A 16339-nucleotide genomic window follows, 5' to 3' on the forward strand; every position below is an offset into this window, starting at 1 on the left:
TTCGGTGGAGATGTCGCAATCCACACCGAACCCGGAGGCCCTCACCCATTTCAAGAACCCAGCACGCGTGTCACCAACGTCCCGGGACAACACACCTAGCGGGCCCTGGGGGACGGGCAGGGCGGGGCGGTCTAGTCGACCAGGTCGCGGACCACCGCGTCGGCCAGGAGGCGGCCGCGCAGGGTCAGGACGGCGCGGCCCGCCTCGTACGGGGCGGGCTCCAGGAGGCCGTCCGCCAGCGCCCGTCCCGCGGCCGCGAGGCCGGCGGGGGCGAGCAGCGACAGCGGGCAGCCGTCCACCAGCCGCAGCTCCAGCAGGATCCGCTCCACCCTGCGGTCCTCCTCGGACAGGAGCTCGCGCCCCGCGCCCGGCGAGCGGCCCTGCGCCAGCGCGGCGGCGTACGCACCGGGGTGCTTCACGTTCCACCAGCGCACCCCGCCGACGTGGGAGTGCGCGCCGGGACCCGCGCCCCACCAGTCGGCCCCGCGCCAGTACAGCTCGTTGTGCAGGCAGCGCCCGGCTTCGGAGGTGGCCCAGTTCGACACCTCGTACCAGGAGTACCCGGCCCCGGCCATGACCTCGTCCGCGATCAGGTAGCGGTCGGCGTGCACGTCGTCGTCGGTCATCGGGACCTCGCCGCGGCGGATCCGGCGGGCCAGCTGGGTGCCCTCCTCGACGATCAGCGCGTACGCCGAGACGTGGTCGGGGCCGGCGCCGAGGGCGGCGGCCAGGGTGTCGCGCCAGTCCTGGTCCGTCTCCCCCGGGGTGCCGTAGATCAGGTCCAGGTTGACGTGGTCGAAGCCGGCGGCCCGTGCCTCCGCGACGCAGGCCTCCGGGCGGCCCGGGGTGTGGGTGCGGTCGAGCACCTTCAGGACGTGCTGCTTCGCGCTCTGCATGCCGAAGGAGACCCGGTTGAAGCCGCCGGCCCGCAGTTCGGCCAGGTACGCCGGGTCCACCGACTCGGGATTGGCCTCGGTGGTGATCTCGGCGTCCTCGGCCAGGCCGAATTCGTCGCGGATCGCCGCGAGCATCCGTACGAGGTCCGCGGCCGGCAGCAGGGTCGGCGTACCGCCGCCGACGAAGACGGTGCGTACGGCCCTCGGGTCGTCGCCGAGCACCTTCCGGGCGAGGCGGACCTCGTCGATCAGGGTGTCGGCGTAGTTCTCCCGGGAGGCGAGCACGCCGCCGGTCCCGCGCAGCTCGGTCGCCGTGTAGGTGTTGAAATCGCAGTACCCGCAGCGCGTGGCGCAGTACGGGACGTGCAGGTAGAACCCGAGCGGCCGGTCCCCCGCACCCGCCAGGGCGTGCGACGGCAGCGAGCCGTCTTCGGGCATGGGGTCACCGTCGGGCAGTGCGGAAGGCATGCCCCCATTGTCCCGCACCCCCGGACCTCGCCCGGACCGCACCGGAACCGCGGCCGGACCGCCGCCCAGCCCCGGCCCGCGGGGGGCCGGGGGCCGGGGTACCGGGGCGGTCAGGCCTCGCGGGCGCCCTCGTACATCTCGTCGATGAGGTGCTTGAACTCCCGCTCGACCACCGGCCGCTTCAGCTTCAGGCTCGGCGTGAGGTCACCGTGTTCGACGTCGAGGTCCCGGGGCAGCAGCCGGAACTGCTTGACCGTCTGCCACCGCTGGAGGCCCTCGTTCAGGGTCTGGACGTACGTCTCGACGAGCCGGATCGTCTCGGGCGCCGCCACGACCTGCGCGTACGTCTTGCCCTCCAGCCCGTTCTCGGCCGCCCAGCCCAGGATCGCCGGGCCGTCGAGCGCGATCAGCGCCGAGCAGAAGTTCCGGTCGGCGCCGTGCACCACGATGCTGGACACGTACGGGCAGATCGCCTTGAACTGGCCCTCGATCTCGGCCGGGGCGACGTACTTGCCGCCCGAGGTCTTGATCAGGTCCTTCTTGCGGTCGGTGATGCGCAGGTAGCCGTCGGCCGAGAGCTCGCCGATGTCGCCCGTGTGCAGCCAGCCGTCCGACTCCAGCACCTCGGCGGTCTTCTCCGGGAGCCCGTGGTAGCCCTGCATGATGCCGGGGCTGCGCAGCATGACCTCGCCGTCGTCGGCGATGCGGACCTCGGCGCCGGGGAGCGGCTTGCCGACGGTGCCGGTGCGGTAGGCCTCGCCCGGGTTGACGAAGGAGGCCGCGCTGGACTCCGTCAGGCCGTAGCCCTCGAGGATGTGGACGCCCGCACCCGCGAAGAAGTAGCCGATCTCGGGAGCCAGGGCGGCGGAGCCGGAGACGGCGGCGCGGAGCTTGCCGCCGAAGGCCTCGCGGATCTTGGAGTAGACGAGGGCGTCGGCGATCTTGTGCTTGGTGGTGAGGCCGAAGGGGGCGGTGGCCTGGCCGGTGCGCCGGAAGTTGTCCTGCGTGACCTTGGCGTACTCCCGGGCGACGCCGACCGACCACTGGAAGATCTTGTACTTGGCGCCGCCGGCGGAGCGGGCCTTGGCGGCCACGCCGTTGTAGACCTTCTCGAAGATGCGCGGGACGGCGGCCATGTAGGTGGGCTGCACGACCGGCAGGTTCTCGATGATCTTGTCGACGCGGCCGTCGACGGCGGTCACGTGCCCGGCCTCGATCTGCCCGGAGGTCAGCACCTTGCCGAAGACGTGGGCCAGCGGCAGCCACAGGTACTGGACGTCGTCCTTGCCGAGGAGGCCGGTGGCGACCATGGCCTTGGCCATGTACGACCAGTTGTCGTGCGGCAGCCGGACGCCCTTGGGGCGGCCGGTGGTGCCGGAGGTGTAGATGAGGGTGGCGAGCTGGTCCGCGGTGATGGACTGGATCCGCTCGTCGACGGCCCCGGGGTGCTTGGCCAGGTACTCCTTGCCGCGCGCCTCCAGATCGGCGAGCGAGAGCACCCAGTCCTCGGGGTCGCCCTCGGCGGCGACCGCGTCGGCCGCCTCCAGGACCACGACGTGGGCGAGGTTCGGCAGGTCGGCGCGGCGCTCGCGCGCCTTCGCCAGCTGCTTGCCGTCCTCGGCGATGAGCACCCGGCTCTCGGAGTCCGAGAGGATGAACGCCGACTCGTCCGCGTTGGTGCTCGGGTAGATGGTGGTGACCGCGCCGCCGGCGCACATCACCCCGAGGTCGGCGAGGATCCACTCGACCCGGGTGTTGGAAGCGAGCGCGACGCGCTCCTCCGCTTGGAGGCCGAGGCCGATCAGGCCGGCGGCGATGGCGAAGACCCGCTCGGCCGCCTGGCCCCAGCTGAGCGACTTCCAGTCGTCGGCGCCGCCCTGGCCGCCGGAAGCCGGTACCGGATACCGGTAGGCCTCGTTGTTCGGCGTCGCAGCGACGCGCTCAAGGAAGAGCACCGCCACGGTGGGCGGGCGGTTCTCGAGATAGGTCTGTGTGTCGCTCACGACATCCTCCGGACCGATCCACGCGGCAGTGCGTGGGCGTGGGGCGCTTGGGGGGCGCTTGGGACTGGCGAGTTTGTAACTGGCGAGTAACCGTCGAGCAGTGATCAGACTAGAGGCCCTCCGGCGTGCGCGTAAGAGCCCGCAAGCGGCCGGTTCATAACGAAACAGGCCCCCGCGCCTGTGCGCGGGGGCCTGGCTCCGTCGGGTGACGACGAGGGGCGCTACTTCTTCTTGCCGCTGGACTCGTCGCTGGAGAGGACGGCGATGAAGGCCTCCTGCGGGACCTCCACGGAGCCGACCATCTTCATCCGCTTCTTGCCTTCCTTCTGCTTCTCCAGCAGCTTCCGCTTACGGGAGATGTCACCGCCGTAGCACTTGGCGAGGACGTCCTTGCGGATGGCGCGGATGGTCTCTCGGGCGATGACGCGGGAGCCGACCGCGGCCTGGATCGGGATCTCGAACGCCTGCCGCGGGATCAGCTCGCGCAGCTTGGCGACCAGGCGCACGCCGTAGGCGTAGGCGGCGTCCTTGTGGCAGACGGCGGAGAAGGCGTCGACCTTGTCGCCGTGCAGCAGGATGTCGACCTTGACCAGGCTGCCGGACTGCTCCCCCGTGGGTTCGTAGTCCAGGGAGGCGTAGCCGCGCGTCTTGGACTTCAGCTGGTCGAAGAAGTCGAAGACGATCTCGGCGAGCGGGAGCGTGTAGCGGATCTCGACCCGGTCCTCGGAGAGGTAGTCCATCCCGAGGAGGGTGCCGCGGCGCGTCTGGCAGAGCTCCATGATCGCGCCGATGAACTCGGAGGGCGCGAGCAGCGTGGCCCGGACGACCGGCTCGAACACGTCCGAGATCTTGCCCTCGGGGAATTCGCTCGGGTTGGTGACGGAGACTTCCTTGCCGTCCTCCATGACCACCCGGTAGACCACGTTGGGCGCGGTGGCGATCAGGTCGAGGCCGAACTCGCGCTCCAGGCGCTCGCGGACCACGTCCAGGTGGAGCAGGCCGAGGAAGCCGACGCGGAAGCCGAAGCCGAGCGCCGCCGAGGTCTCCGGCTCGTAGACCAGCGCGGCGTCGTTGAGCTGCAGCTTGTCGAGGGCCTCGCGCAGGTCCGGGTAGTCCGAGCCGTCGAGCGGGTACAGGCCCGAGAAGACCATCGGCCGCGGGTCCTTGTAACCGCCGAGGGCCTCGGTCGCGCCGTTGTTCAGGCTGGTGATGGTGTCACCGACCTTGGACTGACGGACGTCCTTCACGCCGGTGATGATGTAGCCCACCTCGCCGACGCCGATGCCGTCGGCCGGGGTCATCTCCGGGGAGGAGACGCCGATCTCCAGCAGCTCGTGGGTGGCGCCGGTGGACATCATCCGGATGCGCTCGCGCTTGTTGAGCTGGCCGTCGACGACACGGACGTACGTCACGACGCCGCGGTACGAGTCGTAGACCGAGTCGAAGATCATCGCGCGGGCCGGGGCGTCCTTGGGGCCGACGGGCGCCGGGACGGTGGCGACGATCTTGTCGAGCAGTGCGTCCACGCCGAGACCGGTCTTCGCCGAGACGCGCAGGACGTCCTCGGGCTGGCAGCCGACCAGGTTCGCGAGCTCCTCGGCGAACTTCTCCGGCTGGGCGGCCGGCAGGTCGATCTTGTTCAGGACCGGGACGATCGCGAGGTCCTTCTCCATCGCCAGGTACAGGTTGGCGAGGGTCTGCGCCTCGATGCCCTGGGCCGCGTCGACCAGGAGGACCGTGCCCTCGCAGGCGGCGAGGGAGCGCGAGACCTCGTAGGTGAAGTCGACGTGCCCGGGGGTGTCGATCATGTTGAGGACGTGGGTCTTGCCCTGGTCCTCGCCCGTGGTCGGCGCCCACGGCAGGCGGACCGCCTGGGACTTGATCGTGATGCCGCGCTCACGCTCGATGTCCATGCGGTCGAGGTACTGGGCGCGCATCTGCCGCTGGTCGACCACACCGGTGAGCTGGAGCATCCGGTCGGCAAGGGTCGACTTGCCGTGGTCGATGTGCGCGATGATGCAGAAGTTGCGGATCAGCGCCGGGTCGGTACGGCTCGGCTCGGGCACGTGGCTGGGGATCGCGGGCACGCAGTGTCCTGATTCTCGGGTCGCAGTCGGAAGCGTTTGCGGAGCGTCGGTTCGGAGCGGAGGTCCGGCTCCCGCCGCCGTCGGCGGCGTGATCTCGGACCTGTGCGCAGACTCCCATGGTCCCATGGACGGGGCAGTGCGCTCGGTTTGGGCCGCCCCGAGCGTGCCTGGTAGCCTGGGCAGCTGTGTCTCGTATGCCCTCTCAGCTGTCGAGACACGATCCGAAGCACAAAACTCTGAACCTGAAAAGGCTCTTTCGTGGCGAACATCAAGTCCCAGATCAAGCGGAACAAGACGAACGAGAAGGCGCGCCTGCGCAACAAGGCCGTCAAGTCCTCGCTCAAGACCGCGATCCGCAAGGCCCGCGAGGCCGTCCTCGCCGGTGACGTCGAGAAGGCCACCACGGCTTCCCGCGACGCCGCGCGTGCGCTCGACAAGGCTGTCTCGAAGGGTGTCATCCACAAGAACGCCGCCGCCAACAAGAAGTCGGCGCTGGCCTCCAAGGTTGCCTCCCTCCAGGGCTGAGCTCCTGATGTGATCGCCGGGTAGGGATCCAGCGGGCCCTCTCTCCCGCTCCCGACCGGCACCCCGCTCCGCACACGAAGCGTTCGCCACGCGGGTGCGGCGCAACCAAAGCAGTGACCGAAGGCCCCGGCCTCCACCCTTCCCCAGGGTGGTCGCCGGGGCCTTCGTGCATGTCCGGCTGCCGGGCGGGTCAGCCTGTCAGCGCGGCGAGGACGGTCGAGGTGAGGACCTCGGGGGCGTCCGCGGGGTCCATCCGCCCGGCCTGGACCTCGGCCGCAGCGGCGTGGACGAGGCTGTAGACGACCGTGACCAGCCAGTCCGCCGACTGGTCCGACCGCAGCTCACCTGCCTCCTGGCCGCGCAGGACCAGCCGCCGGACGGGCGCCAGGATCCGTTCGTGGCGCTCGCGCAGCCGCTCGGGCGGGAGCGCGGCGGAGACGGCGGCGAAGACGGCCGAGTGCCGGTCGAGGAGCCGCCAGGACGTACGGACGAGCCGGCCCAGCTCCTCGGCGGTGCCGCCGGGACCGGAGGTGCTGGCGGCGCCGTCGGCGCCGCCAGCGGGTGGCCCGTGGACCCCGTCGAGGGCGGCGGCCGCCTCGGACACGGCCCGGTCGAGGGCGGCGTCGAGCAGCGCCTCGCGGGTGGGGAAGTGCGAGTAGAGCGTGACCCGGCTGACGCCTGCGGCGCGGGCGATGGCGGCCATGCTCGCCTGCGGGTCGGCGAGGAAACAGTCCAGACCCGCGTCGACGATCGCGGCGGTGTTGCGCTCCGCGTCGGCGCGACGGGGGCGGGACCGGGGGCCGGGTCGGGGGGCTTCGGAGACCATGGACCCAAACTTAACACCCCTGTTCACATTCCAGCGGAGGGCCTGCATACTCGATCCCTGACACCACTGTTAACTTTAGGAGCGGTCCCGTCATGCCCTCTCCCGCCGAGCACGCCCGGCACCACGACCACGACCACGGCCACGGCCACGGCCACGGCCACGGCCATGCCCCCGCGCCCGCGCCCGTCCCCGCACCGGCGGGGCATCCCCACCGGTGGCGGCTGCTCTTCCTCCTGTGCCTGGCCCAGTTCCTGCTCATCGCGGACGTCACGGTGGTGAACGTGGCCCTGCCCGCCATCGGCGCCGACCTCGGCCTCTCCGCGTCCGGGCTCACCCGGGTGGTCACCGCCTACACGCTCTTCTTCGGGGCCCTGCTCCTGACCGGCGGGCGACTGGCCGACCGGTTCGGGGCCCGGCGGATGTTCCTGACGGGGCTGGCGCTGTTCACCGCGGCCTCGGTGGCCTCCGGACTCGCCGCGGGCGGGGGCACGCTCATCGCCGCACGGTCGGTGCAGGGGATCGGTGCGGCCCTGCTCTCACCGGCCGCGATGGCCCTGGTGCTGTCCCTGTTCCAAGGACCGGCCCGGCACCGGGCCCTGGGCGTCTGGGCGGCGGTCGGCGGCGCGGGCGCGGCCGTCGGCGTCCTGCTCGGCGGAGTCCTGGCCGCCGGACCCGGCTGGCGCTGGATCTTCTACGTCAACCTGCCCGCCGGGGCGTTCGCCCTGATCGCCGTCCCCCTGCTGCTGGGCCCCGCGCTCCGCGGCGCCGACAGCCGCCCGGCGCACCGGGCCCCGCTGGACGTGCCCGGGGCGCTCCTGCTGACGGCGGCTTCGGCCGCCCTCGTCCACGGCCTGACCGCACGCTCCTGGCCCTGGCTCGCCGCGGCCCTCGGGGCGGGGGCCTTGCTGACCCTGGTGCAGCGCCGCACCCGGCACCCGCTGCTCCCCGCCGCACTGCCGGGCCGGCGCGCCCTGCTGGGCGGCAGCGCGGTGATGCTGGGGGCGGCCGGGCTGCTGGTGGCCGGGTTCTACCTGAGCTCCCTGCACATCCAGCACACCCTCGGGCGGAGCCCGCTGGTCACCGGCCTGGCCTTCCTGCCGGTCGCGGTGGCCGTCACCGCGGGGGCCCACCTGGGCGGCCGCGCGGTCGTCCGCTTCGGCTGGCGCCCGGTCGGTGCGGCCTCCTTCGCCCTGGCGGCGGCCGGAGCCGCATCGGCGCCCCACGGCGGCCTCTGGACGGGGCTGGTCCCCGGCTTCGCCCTGCTCGCCCTCGGACTGGGCGCGGCCTTCGTCTGCGCCACGACGGCCGCCCTCTCGGAGGTCCCCGCGGACCGCGCAGGACTGGCCTCGGGCCTGGTCGGCACGTCGCACGAACTCGGCGCGGCCCTCGGCGTCGCCGCCCTCGCCTCGGGGGGCTTCACCAGCCTGCCCCTCCCGGCCCTGGCCCTCGCCCTGGCCGCCGCACTCCTGCTCCCCACCGGCCGCCCCTCCCCCGCGGCGGCCCGCGCGATGGCCCACTGAACGCGCCCGGTCACAGCACCGGCCGAGTCCGTGGTGTCCGGTGCCGTGCACGGCAAGCGGACGGGCACCCGGGCACCGGACGCACTCGGCTGCGGCCCGGTGCGGCGCCAGGCGTCGCGGGCCCGGAAAGACCGCCGCCGCCCCACTCCGGAAGAGACGGGCTACTGGCGCTGGGGGCGGGCCGCGCGGGCCACCGCCACGACCGCCTTCTCCAGGGCGTACTCGGGGTCGTCGCCGCCGCCCTTGACCCCGGCGTCCGCCGCGGCCACGGCACGCAGGGCGTCGGCGACGCCGTCGGCCGACCAGCCCCGCATCTGCTGGCGGACGCGGTCGATCTTCCACGGCGGCATGCCCAGGTCCCGCGCCAGGTCGCCCGGGCGGGCTCCGCGCGGCGCGGAGGCCAGCTTGCCGATCGCCCGGACGGCCTGGGCCAGCGCACTGGTGATCAGCACCGGCGCCACCCCGGTGGACAGGGACCAGCGCAGGGCCTCCAGGGCCTCGGCCGCGCGGCCCTCCACCGCCCGGTCGGCGACCGTGAAGCTGGAGGCCTCGGCCCGGCCGGTGTAGTACCGGCCCACGACGGCCTCGTCGATGGTGCCCTCGACGTCCGCGCACAGCTGAGCCGCCGCGCTCGCCAGCTCGCGCAGGTCGCTGCCGATCGCGTCCACGAGGGTCTGGCAGGCCTCGGGGGTCGCCGACCGGCCCAGCGTGCGGAACTCGCCCCGTACGAAGGCCAGCCGGTCCGCCGCCTTGGTCATCTTCGGGCAGGCGACCTCGCGCGCACCCGCCTTCCGCGCCGCGTCCAGCAGGCCCTTGCCCTTGACCCCGCCCGCGTGGAGGAGGACGAGCGTGATCTCCTCGAACGGTGCGGCGAGGTACGCCTTGACCTCCTTGACCGTGTCCGCGGAGAGGTCCTGCGCATTGCGCACGACCAGGACCTTGCGCTCGGAGAAGAGCGAGGGGCTCGTCAGCTCGGCCAGCGTGCCGGGCTGGAGCTGTTCGGAGGCGAGGTCGCGCACGTCCGTGTCGGCATCGGCGGCGCGGGCGGCCGCCACCACTTCCCGTACGGCACGGTCGAGCAGCAGGTCCTCCTGCCCCACCGCGAGGGTGAACGGGGCGAGCAGGTCGTCGGTGGAGTTCTTCCTGGTGGCCATCGCTCCCAGCATCCCACGCCGCACTGACACTCCCCCGCCCCGCGGCCCCTCTCACCCGATGCCCGAGAATGGCCGGGTGAACGTGCGACATGTACTCGTCCTGCCCGACCGCGACGCCGCCGAGGAGGTGGCGCAGGAGGCCGTGGACCGCTTCGGCCTCCCGGAGGAACCGCAGTTGGTGCGCGACGCCCTCGCCGGTGAGGACGACGCCGAGGACGCCCAGTGGCTGGTGGTGGTCGAGGACCCGCAGGAGAAGCTCGACGCCGCCGCGCTGGACGGCCTCGCGTCCGAGTACGAAGGCTGGCTGGAAGCCCCGTAGGGCGCTCAGGCCTTGTGCACGATCTGGACGTCCAGGGCCACGTCCACGTGCGAACCGATCGCCGCGATCCCCTGCGCCAGCATCGACTGCCAGTTCAGGGTGAAGTCCTCGCGCTGCAGTTCGGCGGTGGCCCGGCAGGCGGCCCGCGGCTCGCCCTCCATGCCCGTGCCGATGCCCAGGTACTGCGTGTCCAGGGTCACGGAGCGGCTGACCCCGTGGAGGGTCAGGGCGCCCGCGACGGCCCAGCGGCTGCCGCTGCGGTGGATGAACCGTTCGCTGTAGAACTCCACCGTGGGGTGCCTGGCAGCGTTCAGGAAGTCCGCGGACCGCAGGTGGTCGTCCCGCATCCGCGAACCGGTGTCGATGCTCGCCGCATCCATGATGACGTGCATGGAGGAGTCCTCCATGCGCTCGGCTATCCGGACGGCCCCGGCGAAGGTGTTGAACCGGCCGTGGATCCGGGCGAAGCCGATGTGCCGGACCGAGAACCCGATCGACGAATGCGTCGGGTCCAGCTCCCAGTGCCCGGGCTGCGGCAGCAGCGGGGGCTCCACGGCGTCGAGGATGATCTCCGCCGTGCCGGGCTGCGCCGGGTCCCCCACCAGCGTCGCCCCGTGGAACGGGGCGTACCCCTCGGCCGTGACGGAGAGGCGGTACTCGCCCTCCGGAACGGCTGCCGCGAATCCGCCGTACGGGTCGGTCTCCCCGCTGACGATGCGTCGGCCGATCGGATCCGTCACCTCGACCGCGGCCTGCCGGAGCGGCTGGTGGACCGTGTCGAGGACCCGGCAGCTGAGCAGGCGCGCCGTCGGCGGCAGCATCAGCGTCGCGGTTGTCTGCGGACTGGAACCGCCGCCCGGCTCCGACCCCCGTCTGCGACCGAACATGGCTGGTGCACCCCCGTGCTGTGTGGACTTGGACCGCTGTGGCGAAGACGCATTCGATCATGCTGTCGGGTTGTGGGCAAACAGAATGGTCGCGCCCGGTATGCCCGCGCCGTTTTCGCCGCCGGTTGGCCGGAACCGCTCGCAGCCGCGGACCTGTGCCCGTGACGGCGATCGACCCGTCGGTGTCGGTGCGCAGCACGGTCGCTCCCGCCGCCCGCAGCCGTGCGAGCGTAGCGGGTGCGGGGTGCCCGTACCGGTTTCCGGCACCGGCCGGGACGATCGCCAGGCGCGGCCTGATCCGCTCGTACAGTTCGGGTTCCTGGTGTGCGGAGCCGTGGTGGGCGACCTTGACGACATCCACCGGGTCCCACTGCGGACGCTCCCTCAAGAGGGCTTGCTGCGCGGGCGGTTCGAGGTCACCGAGCAGGAGCAGCGTCAGGCCCGCGGTCCGCACCAGCAAGGCCACGCTGGCATCGTTCGGCCCCTCGGGCGGCGGGCCCGACGCGGAGGGCCACAGCACCTGCCAGTCCAGCGGCCCGGCCCGGCGCCGCTCCCCCTGGGCTGCCGCCACGACGGGTACGCCGGCGGCCGCCGCGGTCCGCCGGACGAAGGCGGCCTGCCCGGCGGGCTCCTCGTACCCGGTGGTCTGAATCACACCGACCGTCCGGCCGCGCAGCACCCCGGACAGGCCGGCCACGTGGTCGGCATGGAAGTGCGTGAGCAGGACCAGCGGCACCCGGCGCACGCCCAGCGCGCGCAGGCAGTCGTCCACCGGGCCGGGCTCCGGTCCGGCGTCCACCACCACGGCCGTTCCCGGTCCGACGGCGAGTACGGCGGCGTCACCCTGGCCCACCGCGCACTGGACGTAGCTCCAGTCGGGCGGCGGCCAGCCGGTGACCGTACGGACGAGCTGCGGCGGCCGCAGCACGGCGAGGAGCAGCAGCCCGGCCAGCCCGCAGCAGACCCACCGGCGGCGCAGGAACCGGGAGCCGAGCCCTACGACGGCCAGGGCGGCGGCGGCCAGCAGCAGGCCGCCCGTGACTCCTCCGGGCCAGGGCAGCTCGGCCCCCGGCAGCCGCGCCCCGGCCCGGGCCACTGCGGCGATCCATCCGGCGGGCACCCCCGCGCATCGGGCGAGGAGTTCGGCGGCGGGCATCCACACCGGGGCCGCCGCGAGGGCCGCGAACCCGAGGACGGTGGCCGGCCCGGCCGCCAGTTCGGCCAGCAGGTTGCACGGCACCGCGACCAGGCTGACCCGGGCCGAGAGGGCGGCGACGACCGGGGCGCACACGGCCTGTGCGGCAGCGGCGGCCGCGAGCGCCTCGGCGAGCCGGGGCCGCATCCCGCGCCTGCGCAGGGCCTCGCTCCACAGGGGAGCCAGTGTCAGCAGGGCTCCGGTGGCCAGGACGGACAGCAGGAAGCCGTAGCTTCGGGCCAGCCACGGGTCGTGGAGCACCAGCAGCAGCACGGCGGCGGCCAGGGCGGGAACCAGGGACCTGCGCCGCCCGGTGGCGATGGCCAGGAGGGTGACGGCCCCGCAGGCCGCGGCCCGCAGCACGCTCGGCTCCGGCCGGCACACCACCACGAACGCGAGCGTCAGCGCGGCCCCGCACAGGGCGGTCGCCCGCAGGGAGAGCCCGAGCCGCGGTGCCAGCCCGCGCCGTTCGGCCTGCTGCGCGCGGGCCGGGGGGCCGATGAGCAGGAAGAGCACCACGGTCAGGTTCGACCCGGACACCGCCAGCAGGTGCAGCAGGTCGGTGGCCCGGAAGGCCTCGTGCAGGTCGGACGGGACCCGGGAGGTGTCGCCGACCACCAGACCCGGCAGCAGGGCCCGGGCGTCCGCCGGGAGCCCCTCGGTGGCTTCCCGCAGCCCTGCCCGCAGCCGCCCGGCGACCCGCTGGGCCGGTGACGGCCCGCCGGTGACCCGCGGCGGCCCGTCACCGGCCGGGCGGAGCAGGGCCACGGCCCGCTCCCCTCCCCGGGCCGGAGCCAGCCGGGCGACCGCCGTCACCCGCGTCGAGGGCTGGAGCCGCGCCCACCCCGGGTGCCCGGCGAGCACCCGCACCGGGGTGGCGACCCGGACCTCCTCCCCGTCGGGCCCGGCCACCCGGTCCACCACCGCGTCCAGCGCCACCACCGGCGGCCCGGCGCCCTGCGGGGTGACCCGCGGATCGGAGCCGACGGTGAACTCCACGAGGACGCGGGCGTGCTCCCGGGCCAGCCCCGCGACCGGCCCGGCCCTCGCCTGCGCCCGCTCGAACCCCGCCACCCCGGCCCCGGCGGCCGCGCACAGCAGCACGGCAGCCACCGCGGCTCCGGCCCGCTGCCCAGGACGTGTCGCCGAAGTGGCGTGGGCAGGCCGAAGGGCGAACCGGAGGGGACCTCGACGACGCTGCCCCGGGCCGGGCCACCGGCACCCGGCCGCCACGAGAAGCCCCGCCCCGGCCGCCCCGAGGGCCACCGCGGCGCCGGTCCGGCTGCCCGGCGCGCCCAGCGCGAGGGCGGCCGCCGCCCAGGCTGCCAGCGCCGGGCCCACGAGCCGCAGGTCCACCGGACCCGGCCCCTCGGCCCCGGTCACGGACGCACCCGGGTGCGCAGGTCGGCGAAGCGCCGTTCACCGATGCCCTCGACCTGGCGGAGCTCCTCGACCGACCGGAAACCGCCGCGGGCGGTGCGGAAGTCCACGATGTGCTGCGCCAGCACCGGCCCCACCCCCGGCAGACCGTCGAGCTGCTCGACCGTGGCCGAGCCGAGGCTGAGCGGTCCCGGGGCCGGACCGGAGCCCGGGCCCGCCCCACCGGGCGGCCCGGGCTGCGCCTCGGCAGGGAACCCCACCAGCACCTGCTCGCCGTCCACCAGGACCCGGGCCCGGTTCAGCCCGGTGGTGTCCGCGCCCGGCCGGACTCCCCCGGCAGCGGCCAGCGCGTCCTCCACCCGCGAACCGGTGGGCAGTCTGCGCACCCCGGGGTCCCGGACCTTGCCGCTGACGTCCACCACGATCCGTGTCCCCGCGCCCGCTGCCGCGCCCTGCGCAGGTGCCGCAGCGGCCGCACCGGCCGGTACCGGGGCCGGGTCCGGGACCACGGGCGGAGCCTTCCCGGGAGCCACCACGGCGGGCGCCGTGACCGGCTCCGGCCGGGCGGACCAGTACTGCTGTGCGGCCAGCCCGACCGCGGCGAGCAGCACCACCGCCACGGCGGCCACCGTGCGCGGCTCGACGGCGCAGCGGGCCTGGAGCCAGACCGGCAGGCGCTCCCGCACGGCGGTCCGCCACCCGCCCCCGGGCAGCGGCTCGGCCCCGTCCCCCGGGCCGGTTCCCACTCCCGCCCCCGACACCGCGGCGGGCTCCGCGGGATCCACCGGATGCGCCCGCGGCGGGCTGCTGCCCCCCAGCAGGGCCTCGGCCCGGCGGCGCACCGCGGCGGGCTCGGGCAGGGGCCTGCGCCCGGCGCGGCGGCGGCGCAGGCGACTGTCGGAGAGGCGGGGCCGGCCGGGGCCGCTGGTGGCGCCGGACGGATACGAGGAACGCGTACGAAGAGTCATGCCACGACCGTAGGGGCACATCCCGACAGCCGTTCGGATCCCTCAATTCCTGTGGGGAACCAGCTTGTTGTGGATAACCCGCCCACCCGTTCCGGTGAGTTCCGGCACCCTCAGCCCGGCGCCCGGCGCCCGGCACCCTCAGCCCAGTGCCCCGCGCCCCGTGCCCCGTGCCCCGTGCCCCAGCAGTCAGCGCGGCGAGACGACCGCCGCCAACAGTCCCGGCCCGGTGTGTGCGCCGATCACCGCGCCGACCTCGCTGACGTGCAGTTCGACCAGTCCGGGAATGCGCTCCAGCAGGCTCTGCGCGAGCTTTTCGGCCCGCTCGGGCGCCGCCAGGTGGTGCACCGCCACGTCGACGCTGCCCGATCCGGCGCGCTCGACCGCCAGCTCCTCCAGGCGGGCGATGGCCCGGGACGCCGTACGGACCTTCTCCAGCATCTCGATCCGGCCTCCTTCCAGCGTCAGCAGCGGCTTCACCGCCAGGGCCGAACCGAGGAGGGCCTGGGCCGCGCCGATCCGGCCGCCCCTGCGGAGGTAGTCGAGGGTGTCGACGTAGAAGTACGCGGACATGTCCACGGCCCGCTTCTCGGCGGCGGCCACGGCCTCGTCCACGGACCCGCCCGCCTCCGCCGCCTCGGCGGCGGCGAGCGCGCAGAAGCCGAGGGCCATCGCGACCATGCCGGTGTCCACGACGCGGACGGGCACGGGAGCCGTCCTGGCGGCGACCACGGCGGCGTCGTAGGTGCCGGAGAACTCGGCGGACAGGTGCAGGCTGACGATGCCGCTCGCACCGGCTTCCGCCGCCGCCCGGTAGGCCCGGACGAACTCCTCCGGGCTGGGGCGCGAGGTGGTGACCGAGCGGCGCTTCTGGAGGGCGAGGGCCAGGCTGCGCGCCGAGATCTCGGTGCCCTCGACGAGTGCCTCCCCGCCGACCACCACGGTGAGCGGGACGGAGGTGATTCCGTGCCGCGCCAGGGCCGGTTGTGGCAGGTAGGCCGTGGAATCGGTGACGATCGCGACATGGCGGGACATGAGCCGGAGGTTACCGCCCACAGGGGCGGGACGGCAGCCTGGCCCCCTGCGGAGCCTGCAGGCCGGGGCCTCGGCGCGCAAGTCCGAGGCTCAACCTCCCGCCTCGGCCCGCACACATCCCAGACCTCGGACCCCGCCCTCAGCGCGTGAGCGCCGAGCTCAGCCCGCGAGCTCAGCCCTCGCGCCTCAGGTCGTGCTCTCCGGCCGTCGCGTCTTCTGCCAGGGGTACGGGGCAGCCGGGGCCGCCGGGTTCAGGGCCGCCTGCTGCGGCCCCGCGGCCCGTCCGCCCGGCTCCGGAGCCGGGGCCGCAGCGGGAGCCGATGCAGCGCCGGGAGCCGGAGCGGGAGCGCCGCCCTGGCCCGCGGCCTGCGCCGCGTCCCACGCCGCGGCCGCGGCCGCCAGGTCGTCCACCGGCTCCCGCGACCAGTCCCGCAGCGCGTCGGACTCGACCTCGATCTGGGCCGACAGCACCGCCAGGTCGTCGGCCGCGAAGCGCCGGGCCCGATCCCGCGCGGCCCACCGCAGCGAATCCGCGGCCTGCGTGATCCGCGCCGTGCGCTCCCTCAGGTCGGGCAGGCTCGCGGTGATCCGCTGCCGGTCGGGCTCCTGCTCCAGTCGCTTCAGCTCGTCGTCCAGTTCGTGCCCGTGCGCGCTCAGCCGCTCGAACAGCCCGATCGACTCCTTCAGCGAGCTGTCCACGCGGGCGCCCTCGTACAGGGCCTGCTGCGTGGTCCTCATCGAGGTCCGCAGGTCGAGCCGCAGCTGTGCCAGCGCGCCCGGGACCCCGACCTGACCCAGGCTCTTGGCCCGGAGGGTGGTGTCCTCGACCGTCCGGCGGGCGTGCGTGATCGTGCGGTCCACGCCGCGCTTGGCCGCTCCCACCACCTTGACGGTGGCGTACGCCCCCAGGCCCAGGAAGGCGAAAAGCACCATCAGCGCGAAGATGATCAACGCGGCCTCCATGAGTGTCCCTTCCCCAGTCCCCAGACAGCTGTTCTTGCGTCCCCTCCACCGTAAACGCAGAGGGCAGGCCAGGGGTTCCAATCGGACCCCCAACCTGCCCGTACGGGATGTCCCCG

The 16339-nt window shown here is 74.1% G+C and carries 12 protein-coding genes and 1 pseudogene; 3 read left to right on the forward strand and 10 right to left on the reverse strand.

All coding sequences use genetic code 11. The features are described 5' to 3' along the window. Positions 1 to 131 precede the first annotated feature (131 nt). From hemW to lepA, 3 genes are all read right to left on the reverse strand, one after another. Positions 132 to 1364, reverse strand: coding sequence for a radical SAM family heme chaperone HemW (gene hemW / locus IO30_RS0122215; protein WP_031145386.1), 1233 nt, complete (start codon positions 1362 to 1364; stop codon positions 132 to 134). 110 nt (positions 1365 to 1474) lie between these two features. Then, positions 1475 to 3367 (reverse strand): AMP-dependent synthetase/ligase, encoded by a 1893-nt coding sequence (locus tag IO30_RS0122220; RefSeq protein ID WP_031145388.1) that lies wholly within the window; start codon positions 3365 to 3367, stop codon positions 1475 to 1477. Between the two features lie 221 nt (positions 3368 to 3588). Beyond that, positions 3589 to 5454: a translation elongation factor 4 gene (lepA, locus tag IO30_RS0122225; protein ID WP_031145390.1), complete on the reverse strand. Its 1866-nt coding sequence runs from the start codon at positions 5452 to 5454 to the stop codon at positions 3589 to 3591. 258 nt (positions 5455 to 5712) lie between these two features. On the opposite strand from lepA, the gene rpsT reads away from it, so the two are divergent. Then, positions 5713 to 5979, forward strand: a complete 267-nt coding sequence (gene rpsT / locus IO30_RS0122230) for a 30S ribosomal protein S20 (protein ID WP_031145392.1) — start codon at positions 5713 to 5715, stop codon at positions 5977 to 5979. Between the two features lie 190 nt (positions 5980 to 6169). Here the strand turns inward: rpsT and IO30_RS0122235 are convergent, their stop codons facing one another. Beyond that, positions 6170 to 6805, reverse strand: a complete 636-nt coding sequence (locus tag IO30_RS0122235; protein WP_031145394.1) for a TetR/AcrR family transcriptional regulator — start codon at positions 6803 to 6805, stop codon at positions 6170 to 6172. Between the two features lie 92 nt (positions 6806 to 6897). Here IO30_RS0122235 and IO30_RS0122240 point away from each other — a divergent pair, with 92 nt between their 5' ends. Then, positions 6898 to 8325 (forward strand): MFS transporter, encoded by a 1428-nt coding sequence (locus tag IO30_RS0122240; protein ID WP_078904794.1) that lies wholly within the window; start codon positions 6898 to 6900, stop codon positions 8323 to 8325. 161 nt (positions 8326 to 8486) lie between these two features. On the opposite strand, the gene holA is transcribed toward IO30_RS0122240, so the two are convergent. Beyond that, positions 8487 to 9479, reverse strand: a complete 993-nt coding sequence (holA, locus tag IO30_RS0122245; RefSeq protein ID WP_031145398.1) for a DNA polymerase III subunit delta — start codon at positions 9477 to 9479, stop codon at positions 8487 to 8489. 58 nt (positions 9480 to 9537) lie between these two features. Here holA and IO30_RS0122250 point away from each other — a divergent pair, with 58 nt between their 5' ends. Further along, positions 9538 to 9798: a hypothetical protein gene (locus IO30_RS0122250; RefSeq protein WP_031145400.1), complete on the forward strand. Its 261-nt coding sequence runs from the start codon at positions 9538 to 9540 to the stop codon at positions 9796 to 9798. Positions 9799 to 9803: 5 nt separating this feature from the next. Here IO30_RS0122250 and IO30_RS0122255 read toward each other — a convergent pair whose 3' ends face one another. The 5 genes and pseudogenes from IO30_RS0122255 to IO30_RS0122275 all read right to left on the reverse strand — a co-directional run bounded on the left by IO30_RS0122255 (position 9804) and on the right by IO30_RS0122275 (position 16223). Continuing rightward, a complete protein-coding gene (locus tag IO30_RS0122255; protein WP_031145402.1) occupies positions 9804 to 10685 on the reverse strand; it encodes a YceI family protein in 882 nt (293 codons plus the stop codon). Between the two features lie 133 nt (positions 10686 to 10818). Further along, positions 10819 to 13263: pseudogene (locus tag IO30_RS43710) on the reverse strand (ComEC/Rec2 family competence protein); the annotation flags it as partial. Continuing rightward, positions 13260 to 14228 carry a ComEA family DNA-binding protein gene (locus IO30_RS0122265; RefSeq protein WP_063768461.1) on the reverse strand — a complete coding sequence of 323 codons (969 nt, stop codon included), beginning with the start codon at positions 14226 to 14228 and terminating at the stop codon, positions 13260 to 13262. The gene IO30_RS0122265 and the pseudogene IO30_RS43710, both read right to left, overlap by 4 nt. Before the next feature lie 186 nt (positions 14229 to 14414). Then, positions 14415 to 15260 (reverse strand): DegV family protein, encoded by an 846-nt coding sequence (locus IO30_RS0122270; RefSeq protein ID WP_031145408.1) that lies wholly within the window; start codon positions 15258 to 15260, stop codon positions 14415 to 14417. Between the two features lie 186 nt (positions 15261 to 15446). Beyond that, positions 15447 to 16223: a hypothetical protein gene (locus IO30_RS0122275; protein WP_031145410.1), complete on the reverse strand. Its 777-nt coding sequence runs from the start codon at positions 16221 to 16223 to the stop codon at positions 15447 to 15449. Positions 16224 to 16339 lie beyond the last annotated feature (116 nt).

It is taken from the genome of Streptomyces xanthophaeus (assembly GCF_000725805.1).
In the GTDB taxonomy this organism is placed as follows: Bacteria; Actinomycetota; Actinomycetes; order Streptomycetales; family Streptomycetaceae; genus Streptomyces; species Streptomyces xanthophaeus.